We start from the raw sequence: 19,139 nt of genomic DNA, 5'->3' as shown, positions 1-19,139 counted from the left end.
CATGCTGAAGGTGGGCCTGACCGGCGGTATCGGTGCCGGCAAGAGTGAGGTGTCACGGCTGCTCGTCGAGTGCGGTGCCGTGCTGATCGACGCGGACCGCATCGCGCGGGAGGTCGTCGCACCGGGGACCCCGGGGCTCGCCGCGGTCGTGGAGGCCTTCGGCGAGGAGGTGCTCGCGGCCGACGGCAGCCTGGACCGGCCCAGGCTCGGCTCCATCGTCTTCGCCGACGCGGCGAAGCTCGCCACGCTCAACTCGATCGTGCACCCCTTGGTGGGCGCCCGCTCCCGCGAGCTCGAAGAGGCCGCCGCCGGGGACGCGGTCGTCGTGCACGACGTCCCGCTCCTCACGGAGAACGGGCTGGCGCCGCTGTACGACGTCGTGATCGTCGTCGACGCGAGCCCCGAGACCCAGCTCGACCGGCTCGTACGGCTGCGCGGCATGACCGAGGGTGACGCGCGCGCGCGGATGGCCGCCCAGGCGACACGCGAGCAGCGCCGGGAGATCGCGGACATCGTCATCGACAACGACGTTCCGCTGGAGGACCTGGAGCGCCGCGTGAAGGACGTGTGGGCCGCGCTGGAGCGCAGGTCGCAGGCGCCCCGGCCGTCCCCTCAGGAATAGCGGCAACTCGCGGGGGCGTTGAACCCTCGCAGTGAGGGAAGGACTCTGCCGTGCCCGAGACCAGCGATTCGACCGGACGTACTCCGGAGACGCACGTCATCGACTTCCGTGCCGCCGAGCAACTGCTCGCGGCGCGGGACCCGCGGGGCGCGGTGAAGCTGCTCGACGCAGTCATCGCCGCGCACCCGGAGAACACGGCCGCGCGGCTGCTGCGGGCGCGTGCCTTCTTCGCGGCGGCGCAGCTGCGGCCGGCGGAACTCGAGTTCTCGATCGTCCTGGAGCGTGAGCCGGACAACGCGTTCGCGCACTTCGCGCTCGCCCGCACGTACGAGCGGCAGAACCGCCCGGACCAGGCCAAGCGCCACTTCCGCCTGGCCGCCGCGCTGGACCCGAACCCGCGGTTTTTGAAGGCGGCGCGCTTCGACTCGTGAGCGGCGGCCGTCCCTGTCCGCCTCAGGGGTGACCCGGCCGCCTCAGGGCCGGTCCGCCCGCCTCAGGAGTGATCGCCCGGTGGACGGTAGGGCGGGATGTCGGGGCCCGGCTGGTAGTGCGGGCCCTGGCGGATGTGCCTGAGGACGACGACGAGGTCGATCATGACGACCAGCAGCAGCGCGCCACAGGCGATGGCCCAGCCGGTCCGCCCGGCGAGCGTGAAGGCGACCGTGCCGAAGAGCGCCCAGACCAGCCCCCACACGCCCAGCCAGAAGCGCGCCCGCAGGGCACTGCGCGCAGTCCTCGGTTCACTGCCTGTACGCATCACCGTCTCCACTCCTCTTTGCAACGTACTCCTCGCCGCGGACGCCGACCAACAGGGAGCCGGGCCCCGTGCGGGACGCCGTTCACTCGGACGGATGAACGCGGCCGGGACGGGAACGGGCGTGCGGGCGTGGTCCGTTGGGCGGGCATGGAGCTGAACATGCGTGAGGGGTACGCGGGGACGGGGCCCGGGGCCATCACTCCGGACGGCTGCGCCGTGGAGTTCTACTCGCGGCTGCCCGTGGGGGACGAACCGGACGTCATCGAGGCCGCGGTGCCCGCGGGCGCGCGCGTCCTGGAGCTGGGCAGCGGCGTAGGGCGCATGACCCATGCACTGCTGGAGCGCGGGTTCAGGGTCACGGCGGTGGACGAGTCCGCCGAGATGCTGGAGCGGGTACGCGGAGCGCGGTCGATATGCAGCCCCATCGAGGACCTGGACCTGGGCAAGAAGTTCGACGTGGTGCTGCTCGCGTCGTTCCTCGTGCACGCCGGGGACGCCGAGGTGCGGCGGGGCCTGCTGCGCACGTGCGTGCGGCATGTCGCGGAGGACGGCTCCGTGCTGATCCAGCGGGAGGGTGAGGACTACCACACGAACGTGCCGCGCGAGCGGGTGGACCCCAGCGGCTTCACCGTGCGGATCGTGTCGTCGGAGCCGGTCGGCGACGGAGTCCACTCGGTGCACGCGGAGTACGCGTTCCCGGACGCGGTCTGGACCCATACTTTCCGGGCACGACCGCTGACCGAGGCACAGTTCGAGGAGGCTCTGGAGGAGACGGGCCTGAGGGTGGACCGGTACCTGACGGAGGACCGGACCTGGGTGCGGGCGGTGCCCGACGGTCCGGGTGGGCGGGGTGCGTGAGGGGCGGCGGTTCTGCCCGTGACGGGCGCAGGGCTTGGAGCGAGGCGGGTGGAAAATCTGCCGGGCGGCGATGAGTTCGAGGGCGAGGGGTGGTCTACCCCTGCGACACCAGCACGGACCGCTTGCCACAGGAGACCTCCATGTCCGAGACCACCGTTCCCGTCACCGCCGCCCCCTCCGCCCCGGCCGGAGTCGTCGTCGCCGAGTCCGCGAGCGCTCGCGGGCGGCGTGCCCGGATCGCGCTGCGCGGTCTGCAGGTGCTGCTCGCCCTCTTCTACGGGATCGCGAGCGCCCTGCCCAAGCTCATCGGGCACGCGTCGGCTGCCGCGTCGTTCGAGGAGCTCGGCTGGGGCAGCGCGGGGATGTACACCATCGGTGCGCTCGAACTGGCCGGAGCGGCCGCCCTGTTGATCCCGGTGCTCCAGTCGGTGGCGGCGATGGCGCTGGGGGCACTGATGGTGGGCGCGTTCGTCGTCCAGATCGCCGTCTTCGACGGGCAGTACGCGGCGACGCCGCTCATCCTGATCGTGCCGCTCGCCCTCATCGCCTGGGCGCGGCGGGGGCACAACGCGGAGCTGCTGCGCCTGCTGCGGTTCCGGGCGTGACCGTGCCGCGTGCGCTGCTCACGGCCTCGGTTTGTTCCGTCCTCCGCCGGGATCGGGGCCGGGGCCGAAGCCGCCGGGGCCCGGGCCGGGTACAGGGCCGGGGCCGGCCAGGCCGCGTAGGCGTTCCAGCTCGCGGCGGTCCCGCTTCGTCGGGCGGCCCGCGCCGCGGTCGCGGATGCCGGCCGGGGCGACGGCTTCGCGGGGCGGAGGCGGTGGGGAGTTGTCGACGTAGCACTGGGCGGCCACCGGGGCGCCGACCCGCTTGCGGATCAGCCGTGTGACGACGACGACCCGCTCCCGGCCGTCGTGCCGCAGGCGCACCTCGTCGCCGACGCGTACGGCGTGGGCGGGCTTCACACGCTCGCCGTTGACGCGCACGTGTCCGCCCCGGCAGGCGGTGGCGCCCAGGGAACGGGTCTTGACGAGGCGTACGGCCCAGATCCAGCTGTCGACGCGGACGGTCTCGCCGCTCTTCGGCCCGGCGGCCTCGGCAGCGGCGATCGCCGCCGCGACCCTGGGGTCCACGATGTTCGGGTCCGCGACGTTCGGCTCCACGACCTTTGGGTCCACGGCCTTCGTGTCACCCGTCCCGTCGTTCTCCGTGCCTTCAGAAGCCATGTTCCCGACCTTAGCCCTTGGGGCCACCTGTTTTCGGGCCGTCCGGGCAGGGAGTCGTCCTCCACGCCAGTCCGCAAAACAAGTTTTGCAGAAACTCTTTTGTCATTGCGAAACGGCGGCCTACCCTCCCGGCATGGACAGCGACGAGCCCAAGCGCGTACTCGACCCCGAGCACGACACGGACGCCCTGAAGGCCCTCACCCACCCCCTGCGCATCCAGCTGCTCGGGCTGTTGCGGCAGGACGGGCCCGCCACGGCCAGTGAGCTCGCCGTGCGGACGGGGGAGTCGTCGGCGTCGACCAGTTACCACCTTCGGGTGCTGGCGAAGTACGCCTTCATCGGCGAGGCCGAGCACCGTGACGGGCGGGAGCGGCGCTGGCGGGCGCTGCACACCGTGACGTCCTGGAGCAACGAGGCGATGGAGGCCTCCGAGGCGGGCCGTGCCTTCGTCAGCCTGGCGCGACGGCGGCAGCTGGAGCACCTGGAGATGTCCCTCGCCCGGCACGAGGCGGACATGGCCGCCGGGCGGTTCGGCCAGGAGTGGGTGGAGCCGTCCGGGATCAGCGACCTCATGCCCCGGCTGACGGCCGAGTCGCTCACCGAGCTCTGGGACACGGTCACCCGGAAGCTGGAGGAACTGACCGCGCGGGACGCGGAGGATCCGCGCGCCGAGCACGTCATGCTCCTCACCGCCGGCCTGCCGCTCGCCCCGCACGACCGTGGGGACACGGGCCGCGAGGACGCCTCGTGACCGAGCTGACCCACCTGCGGACCGTTCGCCGCCGTTACGTCACCGTCTGCGCGCTCTTATGGCTGCCGTCGGGCCTCGGCTTGGCCTCGATGGTCCTGCTGTTCAGCGAGCGCGGCATGTCCCTGGCCGCGGTCGCGGGGCTCTTCGCCGTCCACTCGCTGACCGTGGCCGCGCTGGAGCTGCCCACGGGCGGGCTCTCCGACGTCCTCGGGCGCCGGCCGGTCCTGGCCACGGCCGGTGTACTCAACGTGGTCGCCTGCGTGCTGGTCGGCCTCGGCACCACCGCGTGGGTGCTCACCGCCGGCATGGTGCTCATGGGTGCGGCCCGGGCCCTGTCCAGCGGTACCGCCGAGGCCTGGTACGTCGACACCGTTCAGGAGCGCTCCGGCCCCGACGCCGAGCTGCGCACAGGCCTGGCCCGAGGCGGCTCCGCGACCTCCGCCGCACTCGCGGCCGGCCTGCTGCTCGGCGGTGCGCTGCCCTGGCTGCTCGGCACGGGGCCCGGTCTCGGTACCAGGCTGAGCGAGGCGACGGCCGGGGCGGTGCTGCCCTTGTCCGTCCCCATGCTGCTGGGAGCCGTGGTCAGGGTCGTCCTCGTCTGCTACGTGCTGGCCGTGCTGCGGGAGCCGCCGCGACCGACGGCCACCCTGCGTTCGGTGCTGCGCGGCGTCCCGGTCACCGTCCTGGACGGGCTGCGGCTGGGCGGCAGGGATGCGCTGGTCCGCCGGGTCCTGCTCACCGCCGCGGCCGTCGGCGGCGCCCTGGCCGCCGTCGAACTGCTCATCCCAGGCCGCACCGTCGAGCTGACCGGAGCGCCCGGCTCCGGAGCGATGGTGTACGCCGCGCTCGCCTGCGCGGGCTTCGTCTGCAACGGTGTCGGCAGCCACCTCGCGCCGCTCGCCGCCCGGATCGCGGGCAGTGGCGAGCGGGCCGTGCTGGTCTGTCTCGTGACGGGCGCGGGCGGCATGCTGCTGCTCGGTCTCACCGCGACCACCACGCACCCGCTTGCCACGGCCCTCGCGGTCGTCGGCTTCTGCCTGCTCTACCTCGGCATCGGCGCCGCGTCCCCGAACCAGAACGACCTGCTGCACCGCCGCGTCACCAGCGCCGGCCGCGCCACCGCCCTGTCCGTCCAGTCCCTCGCCCTGCAACTGGTCGGCGCGCTCGCCGGCCTCGTCGTCGGCGCGTTGCGGCCGGGCCCGCTGCCGTGGCTGCTGACCGGTGCGGTGCTGTTGTCCGGGGCCCTGATCTGGCTACGCCGAGTCGAGACACGGTCCGCGCCGGACACGACTATCACCCCGGGCTCACGTGCCGGCATGTCCTGAGCCTTCCGCCTCCCGGTGAGGGGACCGCCCCACCGTCGCCTACGGTGGAGTCATGGACGCCAGCGGTCTCCCTCTCCTCGACCGGCGCCTCACGGACTGCCGGGCCTGCCCGCGGCTGGTCTCCTGGCGTGAGGAGGTGGCCCGGGCCAAGCGAGCCGCCTATGCGGACTGGACGTACTGGGGGCGGCCGGTGCCCGGGTTCGGGCCGGCGGACGCCCGGCTGCTGATCGTCGGACTCGCCCCTGCCGCCCACGGCGGCAACCGCACCGGCCGGATGTTCACCGGCGACCGCTCCGGGGACGTCCTGTACGAGGCGCTGTACGACGTCGGCCTCGCCTCCCGGCCCACGGCCGAGCACGCCGACGACGGCCTGGAGCTGTACGGCGTACGCGTCACCTCGCCCGTGCACTGCGCCCCGCCCGCGAACAAACCCACCCCGCAGGAGCGGGACACCTGCCGCCCCTGGCTCGTGCAGGAACTGCGGCTGCTGCGTCCGACGCTGCGGGCCGTGGTCGTGCTCGGCGCCTTCGGCTGGCAGGCCGCGCTGCCCGCGTTCGCGGAGGCGGGCTGGTCCGTGCCCCGGCCCCGGCCGGCCTTCGGCCACGGGGCCCGGTTCCACTTGGACGGCCTGGAGCTCTTCGGCTGCTTCCACGTCAGCCAGCGCAACACCTTCACCGGACGGCTCACCCCGGCGATGCTCCGCGACGTCCTGCGGACGGCCGCGCGGGCGGCGGAACTGCCGACGACTGCCGACTGAACAGCACGGCTAGGGCGCTTCCTCCTCCTCGAACAAGTGCCGCACCGTGGAGCGGTAGTTGGTCCGTACGTGGGTGAGCGCGTGCGCGCGGGCGCGGTCCGGGTCGCCCGAGGCGATCGCCTCGTACAGCTCGCGGTGCTCCACAAGGAGCTGCGGCCACTCCTCGTTGCGCCGGGTCATCCAGCGCAGCCGGCCGGCGACCGGTTCCAGGGCCTCGGTCAGCAGGCTGTTGCCGGCCATCGCCACGATGCGGTCGTGCAGGCGGCTGTTGAGGTCCGTGATCAGCTCGGCGTCCCCGGCTTCCGTGGCGGCGGCCGCCCGGTCGAGGAGTTCGTGGACCTCGGCCAGGTCCTGCGGTGTCGCGCGGGACGCGGCGAGTCCGGCGGCGTAGACCTCCAGGGCCTCGCGCAGTTCGAACAGTTCCTTGACGTCGTTCGGGGTGAGACGGCGTACGACCGTGCGGCGGGGTGTCTCGAAGTGGACGAAGCCCTCGGCGACGAGCGCCCGGATCGCCTCCCGGACGGGGACGCGCGAGACGCCGAAGCGCTCCGCCAGCTCGCGTTCGACCAGGCGGTCGCCGGGGCGGAGGCTGCCCGCGATGATCTCCTGCCGCAGCTCGGCCGTGACGCGCTCGCGCACCGCTCCAAGGGGTTCGATCTTCGTCATGGAGCCATCCTCGCCGAGGCGAGGCGCCTTTTACCGAGCGTTAACAAGAGCGACATCGGTCAGAACTGTTGACGGCGGGACCATGACCACAGTTTGGTATACCAAAGCCCCCCGCAGAGCGGACCCCGCACAGCAGTCCCTCACAGAGCAGTCCTCCGACGTCCCCTCGCTCATGGAGGCCCCGTGTCCCTCGCCGACCGTGCCGCACCCACCGGCGCCCCAGCGTTCGTCCCCGATCCCCGGCTCACCAACGAAGACCTCGCGCCCGCGAAGAAGCGCAACTGGAAGGTCTTCGACCTCTTCGCCATGTGGATGTCCGACGTCCACAACCTCGGCAACTACACCTTCGCCGCCGGACTGCTCTTCCTCGGCATGAACGTGTGGCAGATCTTCACGTCCCTGCTCGTGGGCTTCGTGATCATCTACATCGGCATGAACTGGATGGGGAAGATCGGGCAGCGCCACGGCGTCCCCTTCCCGGTCGTCAGCCGGATCGCCTTCGGTGTCTGGGGCGCCAACATCCCGGCGCTGATCAGGGCCGTGATCGCCATCATGTGGTACGGCATCCAGACCTACCTGGCCTCCGTCGCCGTCAACGTGATGCTGCTCGCGGCCTGGCCGGGCCTGGAGTCGTGGACGCACAACTCGTTCCTCGGGCTGGACGCGCTCGGCTGGGTCTCCTTCATCGCGCTGTGGCTGGTCCAGGCGGCGATCATCAGCCGGGGCATGGAATCGGTCCGCAAGTTCCAGGACTTCTGCGGTCCGGCGATCTGGCTCGTGATGATCGCGCTGGCCGTGTGGATCCTCGCCAAGGCCGGCTGGACGATCTCGCTCACCTCCACCCCGCACCCGGTCTCCGTCGGCGAGCAGTGGCGCCAGTGGTTCGGCGCGATCGGCCTGGTCCTCGCCACGTACGGCACCCTGATGCTCAACTTCTGCGACTTCTCCCGCTTCGCCCCCGACTACAAGTCCGTCAAGCGCGGCAACTTCTGGGGCCTCCCCGTCAACTCCACGGCCTTCGTGATCGTGTCGGTCATCGTCACCGCGGGCGCCTTCGAGGTGTTCGGCAAGGAGATCACCGACCCCGCCTACCTCGTCGCCGAGATCGGCAACACGTGGGTGCTGGTGCTGGGCGCGCTGACCTTCGCCATCGCCACCATGGGCGTCAACATCGTCGCCAACTTCGTCTCGCCCGCGTACGACCTCGCCAACGTCTGGCCGCAGAAGATCACCTTCAAGGTCGGCGGCATGATCAGCACGGTCGCGGCCCTGCTCGTCACGCCCTGGAACCTCTTCTCCAACCCGACCGTCGTGAACTACTTCCTCGGCGGCCTCGGCGCCTTCCTCGGCCCGTTGTTCGGCGTGATCATGCTCGACTACTACTGGGTCAAGCGCGGCCGCGTGAACGTGGACGAACTGTTCGACGCCACCCCCGGCTCCCGCTACCACTACCGCAAGGGCGTCAACCCCAAGGCGCTGTGGGCCTTCCTGCCGGCGGCGGGTGTCGCGGCGGTGCTCGCGCTCGTGAAGGACTTCAGCGACGTGGCGCCGTACTCCTGGTTCATCGGCACGGCCCTCGCGGCCGGGCTGTACGCGGTCCTGTGCCGCAGCGAACGTGCCGCCGAGCGCCCTGCCATGGAGGTCTGAGAGACGTGCGGATCGTCGTCACCAACTGCAACACCACGCAGGAGATGACCGAGGAGATCGTACGAGGTGCCCGGGCCGCCGCAGGTCCGGGCACCACCGTGACCGGACTGACCCCCACCTGGGGGCCGGAGTCCGCGGAGGGCTGGCTCGACAGCTACCTGTCCGCCGCGGCCGTCCTGGACACGCTGCGGACGTACGACGGACCGCCGTACGACGCCGTCGTCATGGCCGGCTTCGGGGAGCACGGGCGCGAGGGCGTCCGGGAACTGGTGGGCGTCCCGGTCGTCGACATCACCGAGGCCGCGGCGCACCTGGCCTGCCTGATCGGCCGCCGCTACGGCGTCGTCACCACGCTGGAGAGGTCCGTCGGCCAGATCGAGGACAGCCTGGAGACGGCGGGTGTGGCCCGGAACTGCGCCGCGATCGTCGGCACGGGCCTGAACGTGCTGGGCCTCGGCGACGACGAGCGCACCGAGACGGCGTTCCTGGCCGCCGCCGAGCGGGCGTGCGCGGCCGGGGCCGAGGTACTGGTGCTGGGCTGCGCCGGTATGACGGGCTTGCAGCGGGTCGTCGGGGAGAAGCTGGGCCTGCCGGTCGTGGACGGGGTCGCCGCGGCGGTCAGACTGGCGGAGTCGCTGGTGGCGCTGGGACTGACGACGAGCCGGGTGGGGAGCTACGCCGAGCCGCTGGCGAAACGGAGGGTCTGGGGGCCGCCGGAACGCCGACAGTAGCTCACGGTCCCTCGTCGGGGGACGGGCCGTCGAGTGTGAGGTCGTCGCGGTGGGCCCCGTACAACTCCACCTGACGGGCCATGACCTCCCGCATGGAGGTGCCGCGCGGAATGCCGTACACCGTGCCGGGGAAATCCAGCGCCTCCTGCACCTGCCACAGCTCGTCGTGCTCACCGGGGGCGAAGAGCCGGGCCCGGGGCGCTCCCGCCGCGATCCAGCCGATGGGCAGGACGGTGCCGGGCGGCAGCACGGAGTTGACGTGCAGCACGCTGTGGATCCGCAGCTCGGATCCGGCGCTCGCGACCGCGCCCGGGAAGACACAGGCACCGGTGGCCACGAAGACCTCGTCCTCCAGGGTCGCCCCGTTGACATGGGCGTGCGGGCCGACGAGCACGGCGTCACCGATCACCGCGGGGTGCTTGGCCCGCCCCCGCACCAGGGCGTTCTCCATGACGACGACGTCCGAGCCCACCCGCACCTCCCCGTCCTCGGCGGTGAGCACGGCCCCGTGCAGCACCCGGGTGCGCTCACCGAGGGCGACGGCCCCGCACAGGACGGCCGTCGGGGCGACGTACGCGGACTCGGGGACGACGGGGCGCCGCCCTCGGTGCTCGATCAACATGGCGCTCTCCTCAGGCCTCAGGCCGGCGGCTCGCCGGGCACGACCGCTGTCGCCGTAATCTCCACCAGCTGTCCCGTGTGTCCGAGGCACGCCACGCCGATCAGCGTCCACGAGTGCGGACCGGAGCTGAGCCCGGAGGCCTCGACGACGTCCCAGACGGCCGGCAGCACGGCCGGCTCACCGCTCACGACGTACACGTCGGTCGCCACGACGTGCGCCAGGTCGCTGCCGACGGAGCGCAGTTGCTCGCGAAGGTTGCCGATCACCTGCTCGGCCTGCCGCACGGGGTCTCCGGGACCGACGAGCTCGCCGTCGGCGTCCAGCGGCACGGACCCGGCGAGGAACGCGAGTTTCGTGCCGGCCTCCACGACGGAGGCGTGGGAGTAGGCGGGCGGCGGAAACAGGCTCGGGACAGTGACTCGCTGGATCACGGGGCCCCCATCTATGGGCGGCGCCAAGGATTTACGGGCGGCAGCCAAGGAACTACCGGCCGGCGGCAGCCACGGATCTACGGGCGGCAGCCACGGACAACCACCGATCATGCGAGGCCCGGCGCGCGGACGCACCCGTATTTCGGTTCCCCCCGACCGAGCCGTCCCTCTACGCTTCACCGGACCCCGCCACCCGCCCGCCCAGGAGCCGTGCCCGTGCCCACCCTCCCGGACCAGACCTTCCTCGACACCACCGCCGACCGCCTCGCCGCCCTCCCCACCGTCCGGGCCGTCACCCTCGGCGGCTCCCGCGCCCAGGGCACCGAACGCCCCGACAGCGACTGGGACCTGGCGATCTACTACCGGGGCGCGTTCGACCCGGACGACCTGCGCGCGGTCGGCTGGGAGGGCGAGGTCTCCGAGCTCGGCGCGTGGGGCGGCGGCGTCTTCAACGGCGGCGCCTGGCTGACCGTCGACGGCCGGCGCGTCGACGTGCACTACCGCGATCTCGACGTCGTCGAACACGAGGTGGCGGAGGCGGAGCGGGGCCGCTTCCGGATCGAGCCGCTGATGTTCCACCTGGCGGGCATCCCGACGTACCTGCTCGCCGCCGAACTCGCGATCAACAAGGTGCTGCGGGGCGAACTGCCGCGTCCCGCGGCCTACCCGCCGGCCCTGCGCGCGAGTGCCCCGGCCCACTGGGACGGCATGGCCGCGGCCACTCTCGCGTATGCGAAGGCGGGCCACGCGCCCAAAGGCGCGGTCACCCAGGCCGCGGGTGCGATCGCCCTCGCCGCGACACAGACCGCCCACGCGGTGCTGGCGGCGCGGGGGGAGTGGGTCACGAACGAGAAGGGCCTCGTCGCGCGGGCGGGCCTGAGTGACGTCGACGCGCTCCTGGGCACCCTCACCGGCGTTCCGGACGAGCTGGAGCAGAAGATCAGCGACGTGGAGACGCTCCTGGACCGGGCCGTGGCGGCAGCACGCAGCTGACCGGGTACGGCCGTCGCCGATTGCGTTCATAAAGAACGCGGCTTTCCGGCACTCCGTCACGTTCCGGCAACCTTCCCTCCAGGAACCCGGCCTACTGTGGGCACCCGCACCCCCGCCCGGCCACCGTCGCCCGAAGGCCCACCCCTGCCCTCGACGAGTCGACAGGAGCCCTGTGTCCCGGTCCCGCCGTGTCCTTCTCAAGCTGCCGCCCTGGCTCGCGCATGCCCTGCGCGGTCAGCGGGGGCCGGTGCCCTGGAGCGCGGTGACGCGGGGGGCCCTGTCCGCGGGGCCGCTGTTGCTGGTGGCCGTGCAGGCCGGACGGACCTCGCTCGGGGTCGTCGCCGCCATCGCCGCCATGCTCGCCGGGATCAACGACCGGCCCGGGAGCCGGCGGGTCTCGGTCAAGCGGATCGGGGTGCCCGCGCTGGGCGGTGCCCTGGGGCTGGTGGTCGGGACGTACGCCGGGCAGCAGACCGGCGCGGTCGTGCTGACCGTGATCCTCACGTTCGTCGGGCTCGTCGCCGGGAGCATCAGCGCGATCGGGCCCGTCGCGTCCGCCGTCGGGACGCAGTTGCTCGTCGCCTCGGCGATCGGGGCCGGAATGCCCCTGCCCGAGCCGGGGTGGGAGCGTGCGCTCGCCTACGCGGCGGGCGCCGGGTGGCTGCTCGTGCTCCGGCTCGTGCTGCCCACGCCCGGCTCCCTCGCCGGGGACTTCCGGTTCGACGGGGAGCGGAAGGCCGTCGCCGGCGTGTACGACGCCGTCGCCGAGCTGCTCGACGCCGTCGGCGGGCCCGAGGCCATGCACCGCCGGGCCGCGCTCACCGCCGCCCTCGACCACGCGCAGGACGCCCTCGCCGGGCCCCGGCTGCGGCGGTACGCCTCCTCCTCCGCCGAGCGGCGGCTGCACGCGCAGTACGCCGCCGCCCTGCCCCTCGCCGAGGCGGCCACAGCGCTGGCGTGGGCCGGAGAGGCCGTGGCCGAGCGGGCCTCCGAAGGGCCCCGGCGGCTCGCCGCCGCCGTACGCGGCAACAGCCACACCGGGCCCCTGCCCGCACCCTCCCGCTCGGCGCCCGCCCTGCGCGCCCTCGACGACGCCCTCCTGCACGCCGCCGAGGTGTTCGACCAAGGCCGGGGCGGCGATCTGCACACCCGGCCGCGTACGCTCAGGGACCGGCTGCGGGCCGCCTTCGGCAGCGCCGGACGCGAGTACGGGCTGCGTGTCGCCCTCTGCTTCGGGGCCAGTTCGGCGGCCGCCCAGGCCCTGCACCAGGGCCAGTGGTACGGGCAGCACGAGCACTGGTACTGGCTCCCGGCCACTGCCGTCTTCCTCGTCAAGCCCGACCTGGGACCGCTGGCCTCGCGGGTACTGAACCGGGCCGCCGGCACCGTGCTCGGCGCCGTCCTCTTCGCCGGATTCGCCGCCGTCCTGCCCCGGCCCGAGGGGCTCATCGCGCTCGTCGCCCTCAGCGGAGCGCTCATACCCGTCGCCACCCGGCACTTCGCCGCCCAGACCGCCGTCGTCACCGTCCTCGTCCTGGCCCTGGTCATGGTCGGCGGCGAGCCGCAGGCCTCGATGGGGCGGATCGGCGAGACGCTGCTGGCCTGCGCGATCGTGCTGATCGTCGGGCACCTGCCGATGCCCGGACAGAGGGGCGGGGGAGTGCGGGCCCGGCTCGCCGCGGCGAGCGAGGCCGCGTACGCCTACCTCACCCACGTCCTCGACGAGGCCGACGCGCCGAGCATCAGCACCTCCCGCACCTCCGGCGCCCCGCGCATCGGCACTTCCGGCGCCCCCTCCGACCACCGCGGCACGTCCTCCGACCACCGTGACAGCCCCTCCGAGCGCCGCTCCACCGCCTCCGAGCGCCGGGTCACCCCCTCCGACCACCGCGCCACCCGCTGGACCCTGCGCCGCGAGGCCTACCGCACCCTCGCCGAGGCCCGAACGGCCATCTCCCTGTCCGCGCACGAACTGCCCGCCCTCGCCCGGCACACCGAGGGCGCGGACGAGGTGGCCGACCTCCTCGAACGGCTCGTCGACACCACCACGGCCTGCGCCGTCCACTTCGACGACACGGGACGGATCGGTCCCGAGCACACCGAGCGCCTCACCGCCCTCCTCGACGAACTCGCCGGACCGGTGGAGCGGGTGGGGCTACGACTTCCCGGGACGCCGCTCGCCGGATAGCCGCCCCGGCACGACCGCCACGCCCAGCACCCCCACCAGGCCGGCGCCCCGCGCGGTCGCCGCCCGGCGCACCTCGGTCGCGAACCCGTGCCCGGCGACCAGCGGCTCCACCTTCGCGGCGATCTCCCCGGCCCGCTTCCGGTCCGGCGGTTCCCAGCACAGGCACAGCAGGCCTCCCGGTGCCGGCCAGCGCCTCAGCGCGGTCAGTTCCCGGTCCGCCGGGCGGGTCCAGAAGAGATTCACGTTGATCGCCAGGATCCTGTCGAAGGAGCCGGTCGCGAAGTCGGCGTCCTCCAGCGGCAGGGTGTGGAAGGCGACCCTTCCGGTGGCGAGCGCGTCACTGTTGCGGCGGAGTGCCGCATCGATCGCCTTGGCGGAGCGGTCGATGCCGGTGACGCTGCCCGTGACGAGGCGGTCGTGGATCAGCGCGACGGCGACCCCACGGCCGCAGCCGATCTCCAGCACCCGGTCGCCGGGTGCCGGGTCGAGGACCTGCACCGCCCAGGTCAGGCGCTCCGGGACGCCGATGATGCTCAGCCCCCGACCCGTATCCACACCGGCGCGTGGTCCGACCCGGGCGCGCCCCGCCGCTGCGCCGGGTCGGGGCCGATCGACGGCAGACCGGGCGGACCCTCGCCGGGCAGACCCGTGCCCGCCGCCGTCACCCGGTGCACCAGGCGGTGGCTCACCAGCACATGGTCGATCAGCTCCCGCCGCCCCGAGGTCACACGGGAGTAGCGCTGACCGGGCGGGATGAGCGGGGCCACGTCCCACAGCCGGACCGCGTCGCCCTTGTCGTCCTTCTCGAACCCCGGCGTGCCGATCTCCGAGCCGGGCGGGCCGAGCAGGATCTGTGTGGTCGCCGCCTGCACCTCGTCGTTGAGGTCGCCCAGCACGGCCACGTCCCTGACCCGGCCGTCACCGTCCAGGAGCTCGTCCGCGAGGGCCCGCAGGGCCGTCGCCTCGGCGGCCCGCCGGTACAGCGCATAGGCGCCGTACCGGGCCCGTTCGCCCTCGTCGCGCGGCTGGAACCGGCCGTTCGGGTACGACAGCAGCTTGGACTTCAGGTGACAGACGGCCACCCGCAGCGGCCCGTCCTCGACCTCCACGGCGAGAAATCCCCGCCCCGCCTGCGCCACCGTCACCCCCGAGTCGTCCACCTGCACGGGACGCAGCTCCGCCGGGAACGCCGTCGTGTCCGCCAGCACCGTCACGGCCGTACGGCTCAGGAACCCGACCCGTATGCCCCGGCCGTCCGGATGCTCGGACAGGGCGAGATGCCAGTCGTCGTCGAGCATCCCCGCCAGGTCCTTCAGAGCCTCGGGGTCCCCGACCTCCTGCACGCCGAGCAGGGCCGGGTCGAGTTCCGTGATCACGGCGGCGAGGGCGGCGAGCTTCGCCCCGTACGCCGCCTCGTCCTTCGGGCCGTACGTGCCGCCGGGCCGGTAGAGGTTCTCCAGGTTCCAGGTGCCGAGGAGCATGCCGGGCTCCTTTCAGAAGCCGACAGACGGGGTGGTGGGGCCAGGGTGCTCGCCCGGCCCGCCCCGCGACAGAGCCGCGACGGGATGTGCGCTTCGGCTCATGCCGCCCTACGACCTCGTCGTACGTTGGCGCGATGACGCCTTCCGCCGCGGACAGTCCCGCCGACCTCATCATCAGCGCATGTACCGTCCTCGTGCACGACGATCAAGAGCGCATCGGGTTCGAGGAGGACGCCGCGATCGTCGTACGCAACGGCGTCGTCGAGGCGGTGACGACCACCGCGGGGGCCGCGGACCTGGCCGCCGCCGAGCGCCTCGACGCCCGGGGCCAGGTCGCCCTGCCCGGTCTGATCAACTGTCACACGCACGCGCCGATGGTCACCCTGCGCGGTCTCGCCGAGGACCTGCCCACGCAGGAGTGGTTCAACGACGTCGTCTGGCCCGTGGAGTCCAACCTCACGGAGAAGGACGTCGAGTTGGGGGCGCGGCTCGCCTGTGCCGAGATGATCCGCGCCGGCGTCACCTGCTTCGCCGACCACTACTTCGCCATGGACGCGGTGGCGCGAGTGGTCGCGGAATGCGGCATGCGGGCGCTGCTGGGAGAGGCCTACTTCTCTTCGACGGGCCCTGAAGGCCGGGAGCGGTCACTGGAGTTCGCGCTCCGGCACCGCGGCTTTGCCGACGGCCGCATCACCACCGCCCTCGCCCCGCACTCCCCTTACACGGTCGACGACACCGACCTCGCCACCACCGCCCGGCTCGCCGGCGAACACGGCCTGCCCGTGCACCTCCACGCCGCCGAGAACCGCGACCAGACCGAGACCAGCCTGGCCCGCCACGGCGTCACCCCGATCGAGGTCCTGGAACGCACCGGCGTCCTCGACACGGACGTGCTCCTCGCCCATGGCACCGGCATCGCCGACCGCGACCTGCCCGTCCTGGAGCGGGCGGCCGGTCGTACGGCCGTCGCCACCGCGCCCCGCGGCTACCTCAAGTTCGCCTGGCCCGACACCACACCGGTCCGCGCCCTGCGTGACATCGGCGTCGACGTCGGACTCGCCACCGACGGCGCCGCCTCCAACAACTCCCTCGACGTGTGGGAGTCGATGGCCCTCACGTCCCTGGTCCAGAAGTCCTCCGAGGGCGACCCCCGCTGGCTGACCTCACGCCAGGCCCTGCACCACGCCACCCTCCAGAGCGCCCGTGCCGTGGGACTGGGGGACAGCGTCGGCAGCATCGCGCCGGGGCGGCGGGCGGACATCGTCCTGGTCGACCTCACCGGACCGCACACCCAGCCCGTCCACGACCTCGCCGCCACCCTCGTGCACAGCGCCCGCTCCGCCGACGTCCGCACCACGATCGTCGACGGACGGATCCTGATGCGCGACCGTGTGCTCCTGACGATCGACGTGCCGACGGTGGTGCGGGAACTGGAGGAGCGCCTGCCCGCCCTCGTCGACCGCAGCCACGGCCGGCGCATCCAGGACTACGACACCTGACACCCGGAGAGACTGTTCGAGGGGCCGACACCAGTTCGTCATCACGACCAGTACGGCGAATGATACGGAAAGTGAAGAGATAGGCCAAAGAGCTGAGAGGTTTGTCACACTCGGCGGTGAACGAGTGTCAACTACGTCTCAGAACCATCACTACGCGAGCCGTTCACCCCATGGTTGGCGTTTAACTCTACGAGTACAGCGCGACATGGAGGTGCCGGGTGAACGGGCGAACGGTGCTCGAGAGCTTTCCCGCCGGTGGGCCGCGTGGCTCCTGGCCGGCGGAGGAGTTCGCGCAGGCGCGGCGTCTGGAGGGCCTGCCTGCCGAGGTCGTCATGGACCTCGCCACGGACATGTTCCTGGTGATCGTGCGCAGCGGGGACGGTGCCGACGCCGTGGCCTGACGCGTGCCCCGATCCGGGCGGGGCTCAGCCCGCCTTCGGCGCCGGCATCTTCGGGACCGGCGTGACCGGGGCGGGTGACTGGGCGAACTGCTCCGCCTGGAGGGCGTACAGCTCGGCGTAGAGACCGCCGGTCGCCAGCAGCTCGTCCGGAGTCCCGGACTCCACGAGCCGGCCCTGTTCCAGGACGTGCACCAGATCCGCGTGGCGCACGGACGCCAGCCGGTGCGTGATCAGTACGACCGTCTGGCCGCTGTCGGCCAGGGCGCGGATCCGCTCGAAGACCTCCAGCTCGGCCCGGGCGTCCAGGGCCGCCGTCGGCTCGTCCACGATGAGGATGCGGCCTCTGCGGTAGGCGGCCCGGGCGATGCCCAGCCGCTGCCACTGGCCGCCCGACAGTTCGTGCCCGCCGCTGAAGCTGCGGGCGAGCAGCGTGTCCAGCCCGCGCGGCAGGTCCGCGATCACCGTCTCGGCCCCGGCCTCGGCGATCGACGCGGCCAGCCGCTGCTCGCACACCGGCTGCGACGTGCGCCCCAGGGCGACGTTCACCCGGGCCGTGAACGGCCACCGCTTGAAGTCCTGCGCCACCATCGCGATCCGCTCGGCCAGCCGGTGCCGGTCGGCGGTCGCCGCGTCCACGCCGTCCCACAGGATCCGCCCCTTCTCCGGCGTGTACAGCCCGGCGAGCAGCTTGACCAGGGTCGTCTTGCCGGAGCCGTTCTCGCCGACCAGCGCCACGATCCGGCCCAGCGGGAGGGTGAGCGACACGTCGTCGAGGGCGGGGCGGGCGGAGTCGCCCGGGTAACGGAACGTGACGTTCTCGAAGCGGATCTCGCGCGGGTCCTCCGGCAGCGGTCGGCCGCCCGCCGGGATCGCCCGCTGTGCCGCCTCCGTGTACAGCCGTTCCAGATCGCCCACGAAGAGGGCCTCCTCGTGCAGCGCGTTGACCTCCACCACGAGCGTGTCGAGGCTCTGCGAGCCGGTCCGGATCGCGATCACGGCCGTACCCGCCACCGACAGGGCCATCGCCCCGGCCAGCAGCAGCCCGCCGAGCGTCGCGTACGTCGCCACCGTCGCCAGGCCCGTCCAGGCCGCCGCGATCAGTCCGGTACGGGCGGCGAGCCGGGCCAGCCGGGCCTGCTCCGCCTCCGCCGTCTCCGACATCGCGCGGAAGTGCCGCAGCAGGAACGCGCCCACCCCGTGCACCCGGATCTCGGGGGCCGCCTCCGGCTCGATCAGCAGATTGCCGAGCAGCCGGCCCGCACGAGCGTGCTGCACCCAGGCGTGGAAAGACTCGTAGCGACGCCGGGCCACGGTCAGCGCGCTCCAGGCGCTGGGCAGCGTCATCGTCACCAGCAGCGGCAGGAGCGCCGGATGCAGCACGGTCAGGACACCGGCCGCCGCGACCAGCGAGATCATCGCGTTGATCACCCGCGTCCCGTACATGATCATCCGGCGGGCGGAGGCGGCACCGTACTGCGCGGTGTCCAGCAGCTTGTGGAAGGCGTGGTCCTCGATCGCGGCCAGTTCGACGGCCGCGGCCCGCTCCAGGTACTGCTCGGTCGCCACCCGCTCCACCTTGGGCTCCAGCCGCCCGGTGGCGTAGGTGCTCGCGGCCCGCAGCAGCGCCGCGAGCAGCATCACGACGGCCACGGTGACCAGCGCGGGGACGGCACCACGCAGCCGGTCCTCGATCGCGCCGCCGCCCATCAGCCGCGCCAGCACGCTGTTGACCGCGAGCAGTGCCACCGCCTGTGCCACGCCCCGGCCCGCCTCGGCGGCCAGCACGACCCGCGCGGCGCCCCGGTCGGCCTGCCGGGCGAGCCGCAGGCTGGACGCCAGCAGGGACGGCAGCCGGGTGATCATGGCGCGGAAGTTCAGCTCCAGGAACGCGTCGGCGTGCTGGTTCCAGCCCATGTCGTAGCGCAGCGGTCCGCCGAAGAGCAGCCGCTCCGACTCGGACACCTCAGGCGCGGTCCGCTTCTTCGCCACCGTCGACCGACCTCCCTGTTCGTGCCCCGCTCGTGGGCGAACGGTCACTATTGCGGGGCGGAGCCCGCCGGGGCAGGGCGTAGCCCGGGGCGCCAGAGGCGCGCGGGCGCACGACCTGGCCGGGGGAGGCGTGGGACGGCGCGGAGTCGCGGGGTGGTGCGGAGTCGTGAGGCGGCGCGAGGCGTGAGGCGGCGCGTA

Annotated in this window: 21 protein-coding genes; 13 read left to right on the top strand and 8 right to left on the bottom strand. The window is 72.9% G+C overall.

Features of this window, described 5'->3' with window-relative positions:
- Nucleotide 1: 1 nt before the first annotated feature.
- Together coaE and HDA41_RS09975 are read left to right on the top strand one after the other, a co-directional pair.
- Nucleotides 2–622 carry a dephospho-CoA kinase gene (gene coaE, locus HDA41_RS09980; protein ID WP_184982653.1) on the top strand — a complete coding sequence of 207 codons (621 nt, stop codon included), beginning with the start codon at nucleotides 2–4 and terminating at the stop codon, nucleotides 620–622.
- A gap of 50 nt (nucleotides 623–672) precedes the next feature.
- Nucleotides 673–1,053 (top strand): tetratricopeptide repeat protein, encoded by a 381-nt coding sequence (locus HDA41_RS09975; protein WP_184982651.1) that lies wholly within the window; start codon nucleotides 673–675, stop codon nucleotides 1,051–1,053.
- Nucleotides 1,054–1,115: 62 nt separating this feature from the next.
- Here HDA41_RS09975 and HDA41_RS09970 read toward each other — a convergent pair whose 3' ends face one another.
- Nucleotides 1,116–1,379, bottom strand: a complete 264-nt coding sequence (locus HDA41_RS09970) for a DUF6343 family protein (RefSeq protein WP_184982649.1) — start codon at nucleotides 1,377–1,379, stop codon at nucleotides 1,116–1,118.
- Nucleotides 1,380–1,538: 159 nt separating this feature from the next.
- Here HDA41_RS09970 and HDA41_RS09965 point away from each other — a divergent pair, with 159 nt between their 5' ends.
- The gene (locus tag HDA41_RS09965) at nucleotides 1,539–2,237 is read left to right on the top strand and encodes a class I SAM-dependent methyltransferase (protein ID WP_230299567.1); all 699 of its coding nucleotides are present in this window, start codon (nucleotides 1,539–1,541) and stop codon (nucleotides 2,235–2,237) included.
- Nucleotides 2,238–2,377: 140 nt separating this feature from the next.
- Nucleotides 2,378–2,842, top strand: a complete 465-nt coding sequence (locus HDA41_RS09960; RefSeq protein WP_184982645.1) for a DoxX family protein — start codon at nucleotides 2,378–2,380, stop codon at nucleotides 2,840–2,842.
- An 18-nt stretch (nucleotides 2,843–2,860) separates the two neighbouring features.
- Here the strand turns inward: HDA41_RS09960 and HDA41_RS09955 are convergent, their stop codons facing one another.
- Nucleotides 2,861–3,460, bottom strand: a complete 600-nt coding sequence (locus HDA41_RS09955) for an Hsp15 family ribosome-associated heat shock protein (RefSeq protein WP_184982643.1) — start codon at nucleotides 3,458–3,460, stop codon at nucleotides 2,861–2,863.
- Nucleotides 3,461–3,593: 133 nt separating this feature from the next.
- Between HDA41_RS09955 and HDA41_RS09950 the strand changes: the two genes are divergently transcribed.
- From HDA41_RS09950 to HDA41_RS09940, 3 genes are read left to right on the top strand one after another with little or no spacing between them, the layout of a single operon-like run.
- A complete protein-coding gene (locus tag HDA41_RS09950; RefSeq protein WP_184982641.1) occupies nucleotides 3,594–4,211 on the top strand; it encodes an ArsR/SmtB family transcription factor in 618 nt (205 codons plus the stop codon).
- Nucleotides 4,208–5,536, top strand: coding sequence for an MFS transporter (locus tag HDA41_RS09945; protein ID WP_184982639.1), 1,329 nt, complete (start codon nucleotides 4,208–4,210; stop codon nucleotides 5,534–5,536). The genes HDA41_RS09950 and HDA41_RS09945 overlap by 4 nt, the downstream gene beginning before the upstream one ends.
- A 52-nt stretch (nucleotides 5,537–5,588) precedes the next feature.
- On the top strand, nucleotides 5,589–6,293 hold the full coding sequence (locus HDA41_RS09940) for a uracil-DNA glycosylase (RefSeq protein WP_184982637.1): 705 nt from the start codon (nucleotides 5,589–5,591) through the stop codon (nucleotides 6,291–6,293).
- A 9-nt stretch (nucleotides 6,294–6,302) separates the two neighbouring features.
- On the opposite strand, the gene HDA41_RS09935 is transcribed toward HDA41_RS09940, so the two are convergent.
- Entirely contained in the window at nucleotides 6,303–6,959 is a 657-nt protein-coding gene (locus HDA41_RS09935) for a GntR family transcriptional regulator (RefSeq protein WP_184982635.1), read from the bottom strand.
- A gap of 183 nt (nucleotides 6,960–7,142) precedes the next feature.
- Here HDA41_RS09935 and HDA41_RS09930 point away from each other — a divergent pair, with 183 nt between their 5' ends.
- Both HDA41_RS09930 and HDA41_RS09925 read left to right on the top strand, forming a co-directional pair.
- Complete coding sequence (locus tag HDA41_RS09930; protein WP_184982633.1) at nucleotides 7,143–8,606, top strand: NCS1 family nucleobase:cation symporter-1; 1,464 nt, start codon at nucleotides 7,143–7,145, stop codon at nucleotides 8,604–8,606.
- 5 nt (nucleotides 8,607–8,611) lie between these two features.
- Nucleotides 8,612–9,337: an aspartate/glutamate racemase family protein gene (locus HDA41_RS09925; protein ID WP_184982631.1), complete on the top strand. Its 726-nt coding sequence runs from the start codon at nucleotides 8,612–8,614 to the stop codon at nucleotides 9,335–9,337.
- A gap of 1 nt (nucleotide 9,338) precedes the next feature.
- Here HDA41_RS09925 and HDA41_RS09920 read toward each other — a convergent pair whose 3' ends face one another.
- Both HDA41_RS09920 and HDA41_RS09915 read right to left on the bottom strand, forming a co-directional pair.
- A complete protein-coding gene (locus HDA41_RS09920) occupies nucleotides 9,339–9,959 on the bottom strand; it encodes a gamma carbonic anhydrase family protein (protein ID WP_184982629.1) in 621 nt (206 codons plus the stop codon).
- 17 nt (nucleotides 9,960–9,976) lie between these two features.
- On the bottom strand, nucleotides 9,977–10,390 hold the full coding sequence (locus tag HDA41_RS09915) for a RidA family protein (protein WP_184982626.1): 414 nt from the start codon (nucleotides 10,388–10,390) through the stop codon (nucleotides 9,977–9,979).
- A gap of 216 nt (nucleotides 10,391–10,606) precedes the next feature.
- Between HDA41_RS09915 and HDA41_RS09910 the strand changes: the two genes are divergently transcribed.
- Both HDA41_RS09910 and HDA41_RS09905 read left to right on the top strand, forming a co-directional pair.
- Nucleotides 10,607–11,383: a nucleotidyltransferase domain-containing protein gene (locus HDA41_RS09910; RefSeq protein ID WP_376706774.1), complete on the top strand. Its 777-nt coding sequence runs from the start codon at nucleotides 10,607–10,609 to the stop codon at nucleotides 11,381–11,383.
- 172 nt (nucleotides 11,384–11,555) lie between these two features.
- A complete protein-coding gene (locus tag HDA41_RS09905; RefSeq protein WP_184982619.1) occupies nucleotides 11,556–13,571 on the top strand; it encodes an FUSC family protein in 2,016 nt (671 codons plus the stop codon).
- Here HDA41_RS09905 and HDA41_RS09900 read toward each other — a convergent pair.
- A complete protein-coding gene (locus tag HDA41_RS09900; RefSeq protein ID WP_184982618.1) occupies nucleotides 13,539–14,126 on the bottom strand; it encodes a class I SAM-dependent methyltransferase in 588 nt (195 codons plus the stop codon). The two genes, HDA41_RS09905 and HDA41_RS09900, sit on opposite strands and share 33 nt — an antisense overlap.
- Nucleotides 14,105–15,052 carry an endonuclease/exonuclease/phosphatase family protein gene (locus tag HDA41_RS09895; RefSeq protein ID WP_184982615.1) on the bottom strand — a complete coding sequence of 316 codons (948 nt, stop codon included), beginning with the start codon at nucleotides 15,050–15,052 and terminating at the stop codon, nucleotides 14,105–14,107. Before HDA41_RS09895 ends, HDA41_RS09900 begins: the two co-directional genes overlap by 22 nt.
- A 134-nt stretch (nucleotides 15,053–15,186) precedes the next feature.
- Here HDA41_RS09895 and HDA41_RS09890 point away from each other — a divergent pair, with 134 nt between their 5' ends.
- Both HDA41_RS09890 and HDA41_RS09885 read left to right on the top strand, forming a co-directional pair.
- The gene (locus HDA41_RS09890; RefSeq protein ID WP_184982612.1) at nucleotides 15,187–16,551 is read left to right on the top strand and encodes an amidohydrolase; all 1,365 of its coding nucleotides are present in this window, start codon (nucleotides 15,187–15,189) and stop codon (nucleotides 16,549–16,551) included.
- A 218-nt stretch (nucleotides 16,552–16,769) separates the two neighbouring features.
- Nucleotides 16,770–16,952, top strand: coding sequence for a DUF8839 family protein (locus tag HDA41_RS09885; RefSeq protein ID WP_086847348.1), 183 nt, complete (start codon nucleotides 16,770–16,772; stop codon nucleotides 16,950–16,952).
- 24 nt (nucleotides 16,953–16,976) lie between these two features.
- Here HDA41_RS09885 and HDA41_RS09880 read toward each other — a convergent pair whose 3' ends face one another.
- Nucleotides 16,977–18,941 carry an ABC transporter ATP-binding protein gene (locus HDA41_RS09880; protein ID WP_184982610.1) on the bottom strand — a complete coding sequence of 655 codons (1,965 nt, stop codon included), beginning with the start codon at nucleotides 18,939–18,941 and terminating at the stop codon, nucleotides 16,977–16,979.
- Nucleotides 18,942–19,139: the final 198 nt, after the last annotated feature.

It is taken from the genome of Streptomyces caelestis, from assembly GCF_014205255.1.
GTDB classification, from domain to species: domain Bacteria; phylum Actinomycetota; class Actinomycetes; order Streptomycetales; family Streptomycetaceae; genus Streptomyces; species Streptomyces caelestis.
This window is presented reverse-complemented; position numbering and strand designations above follow the sequence as displayed.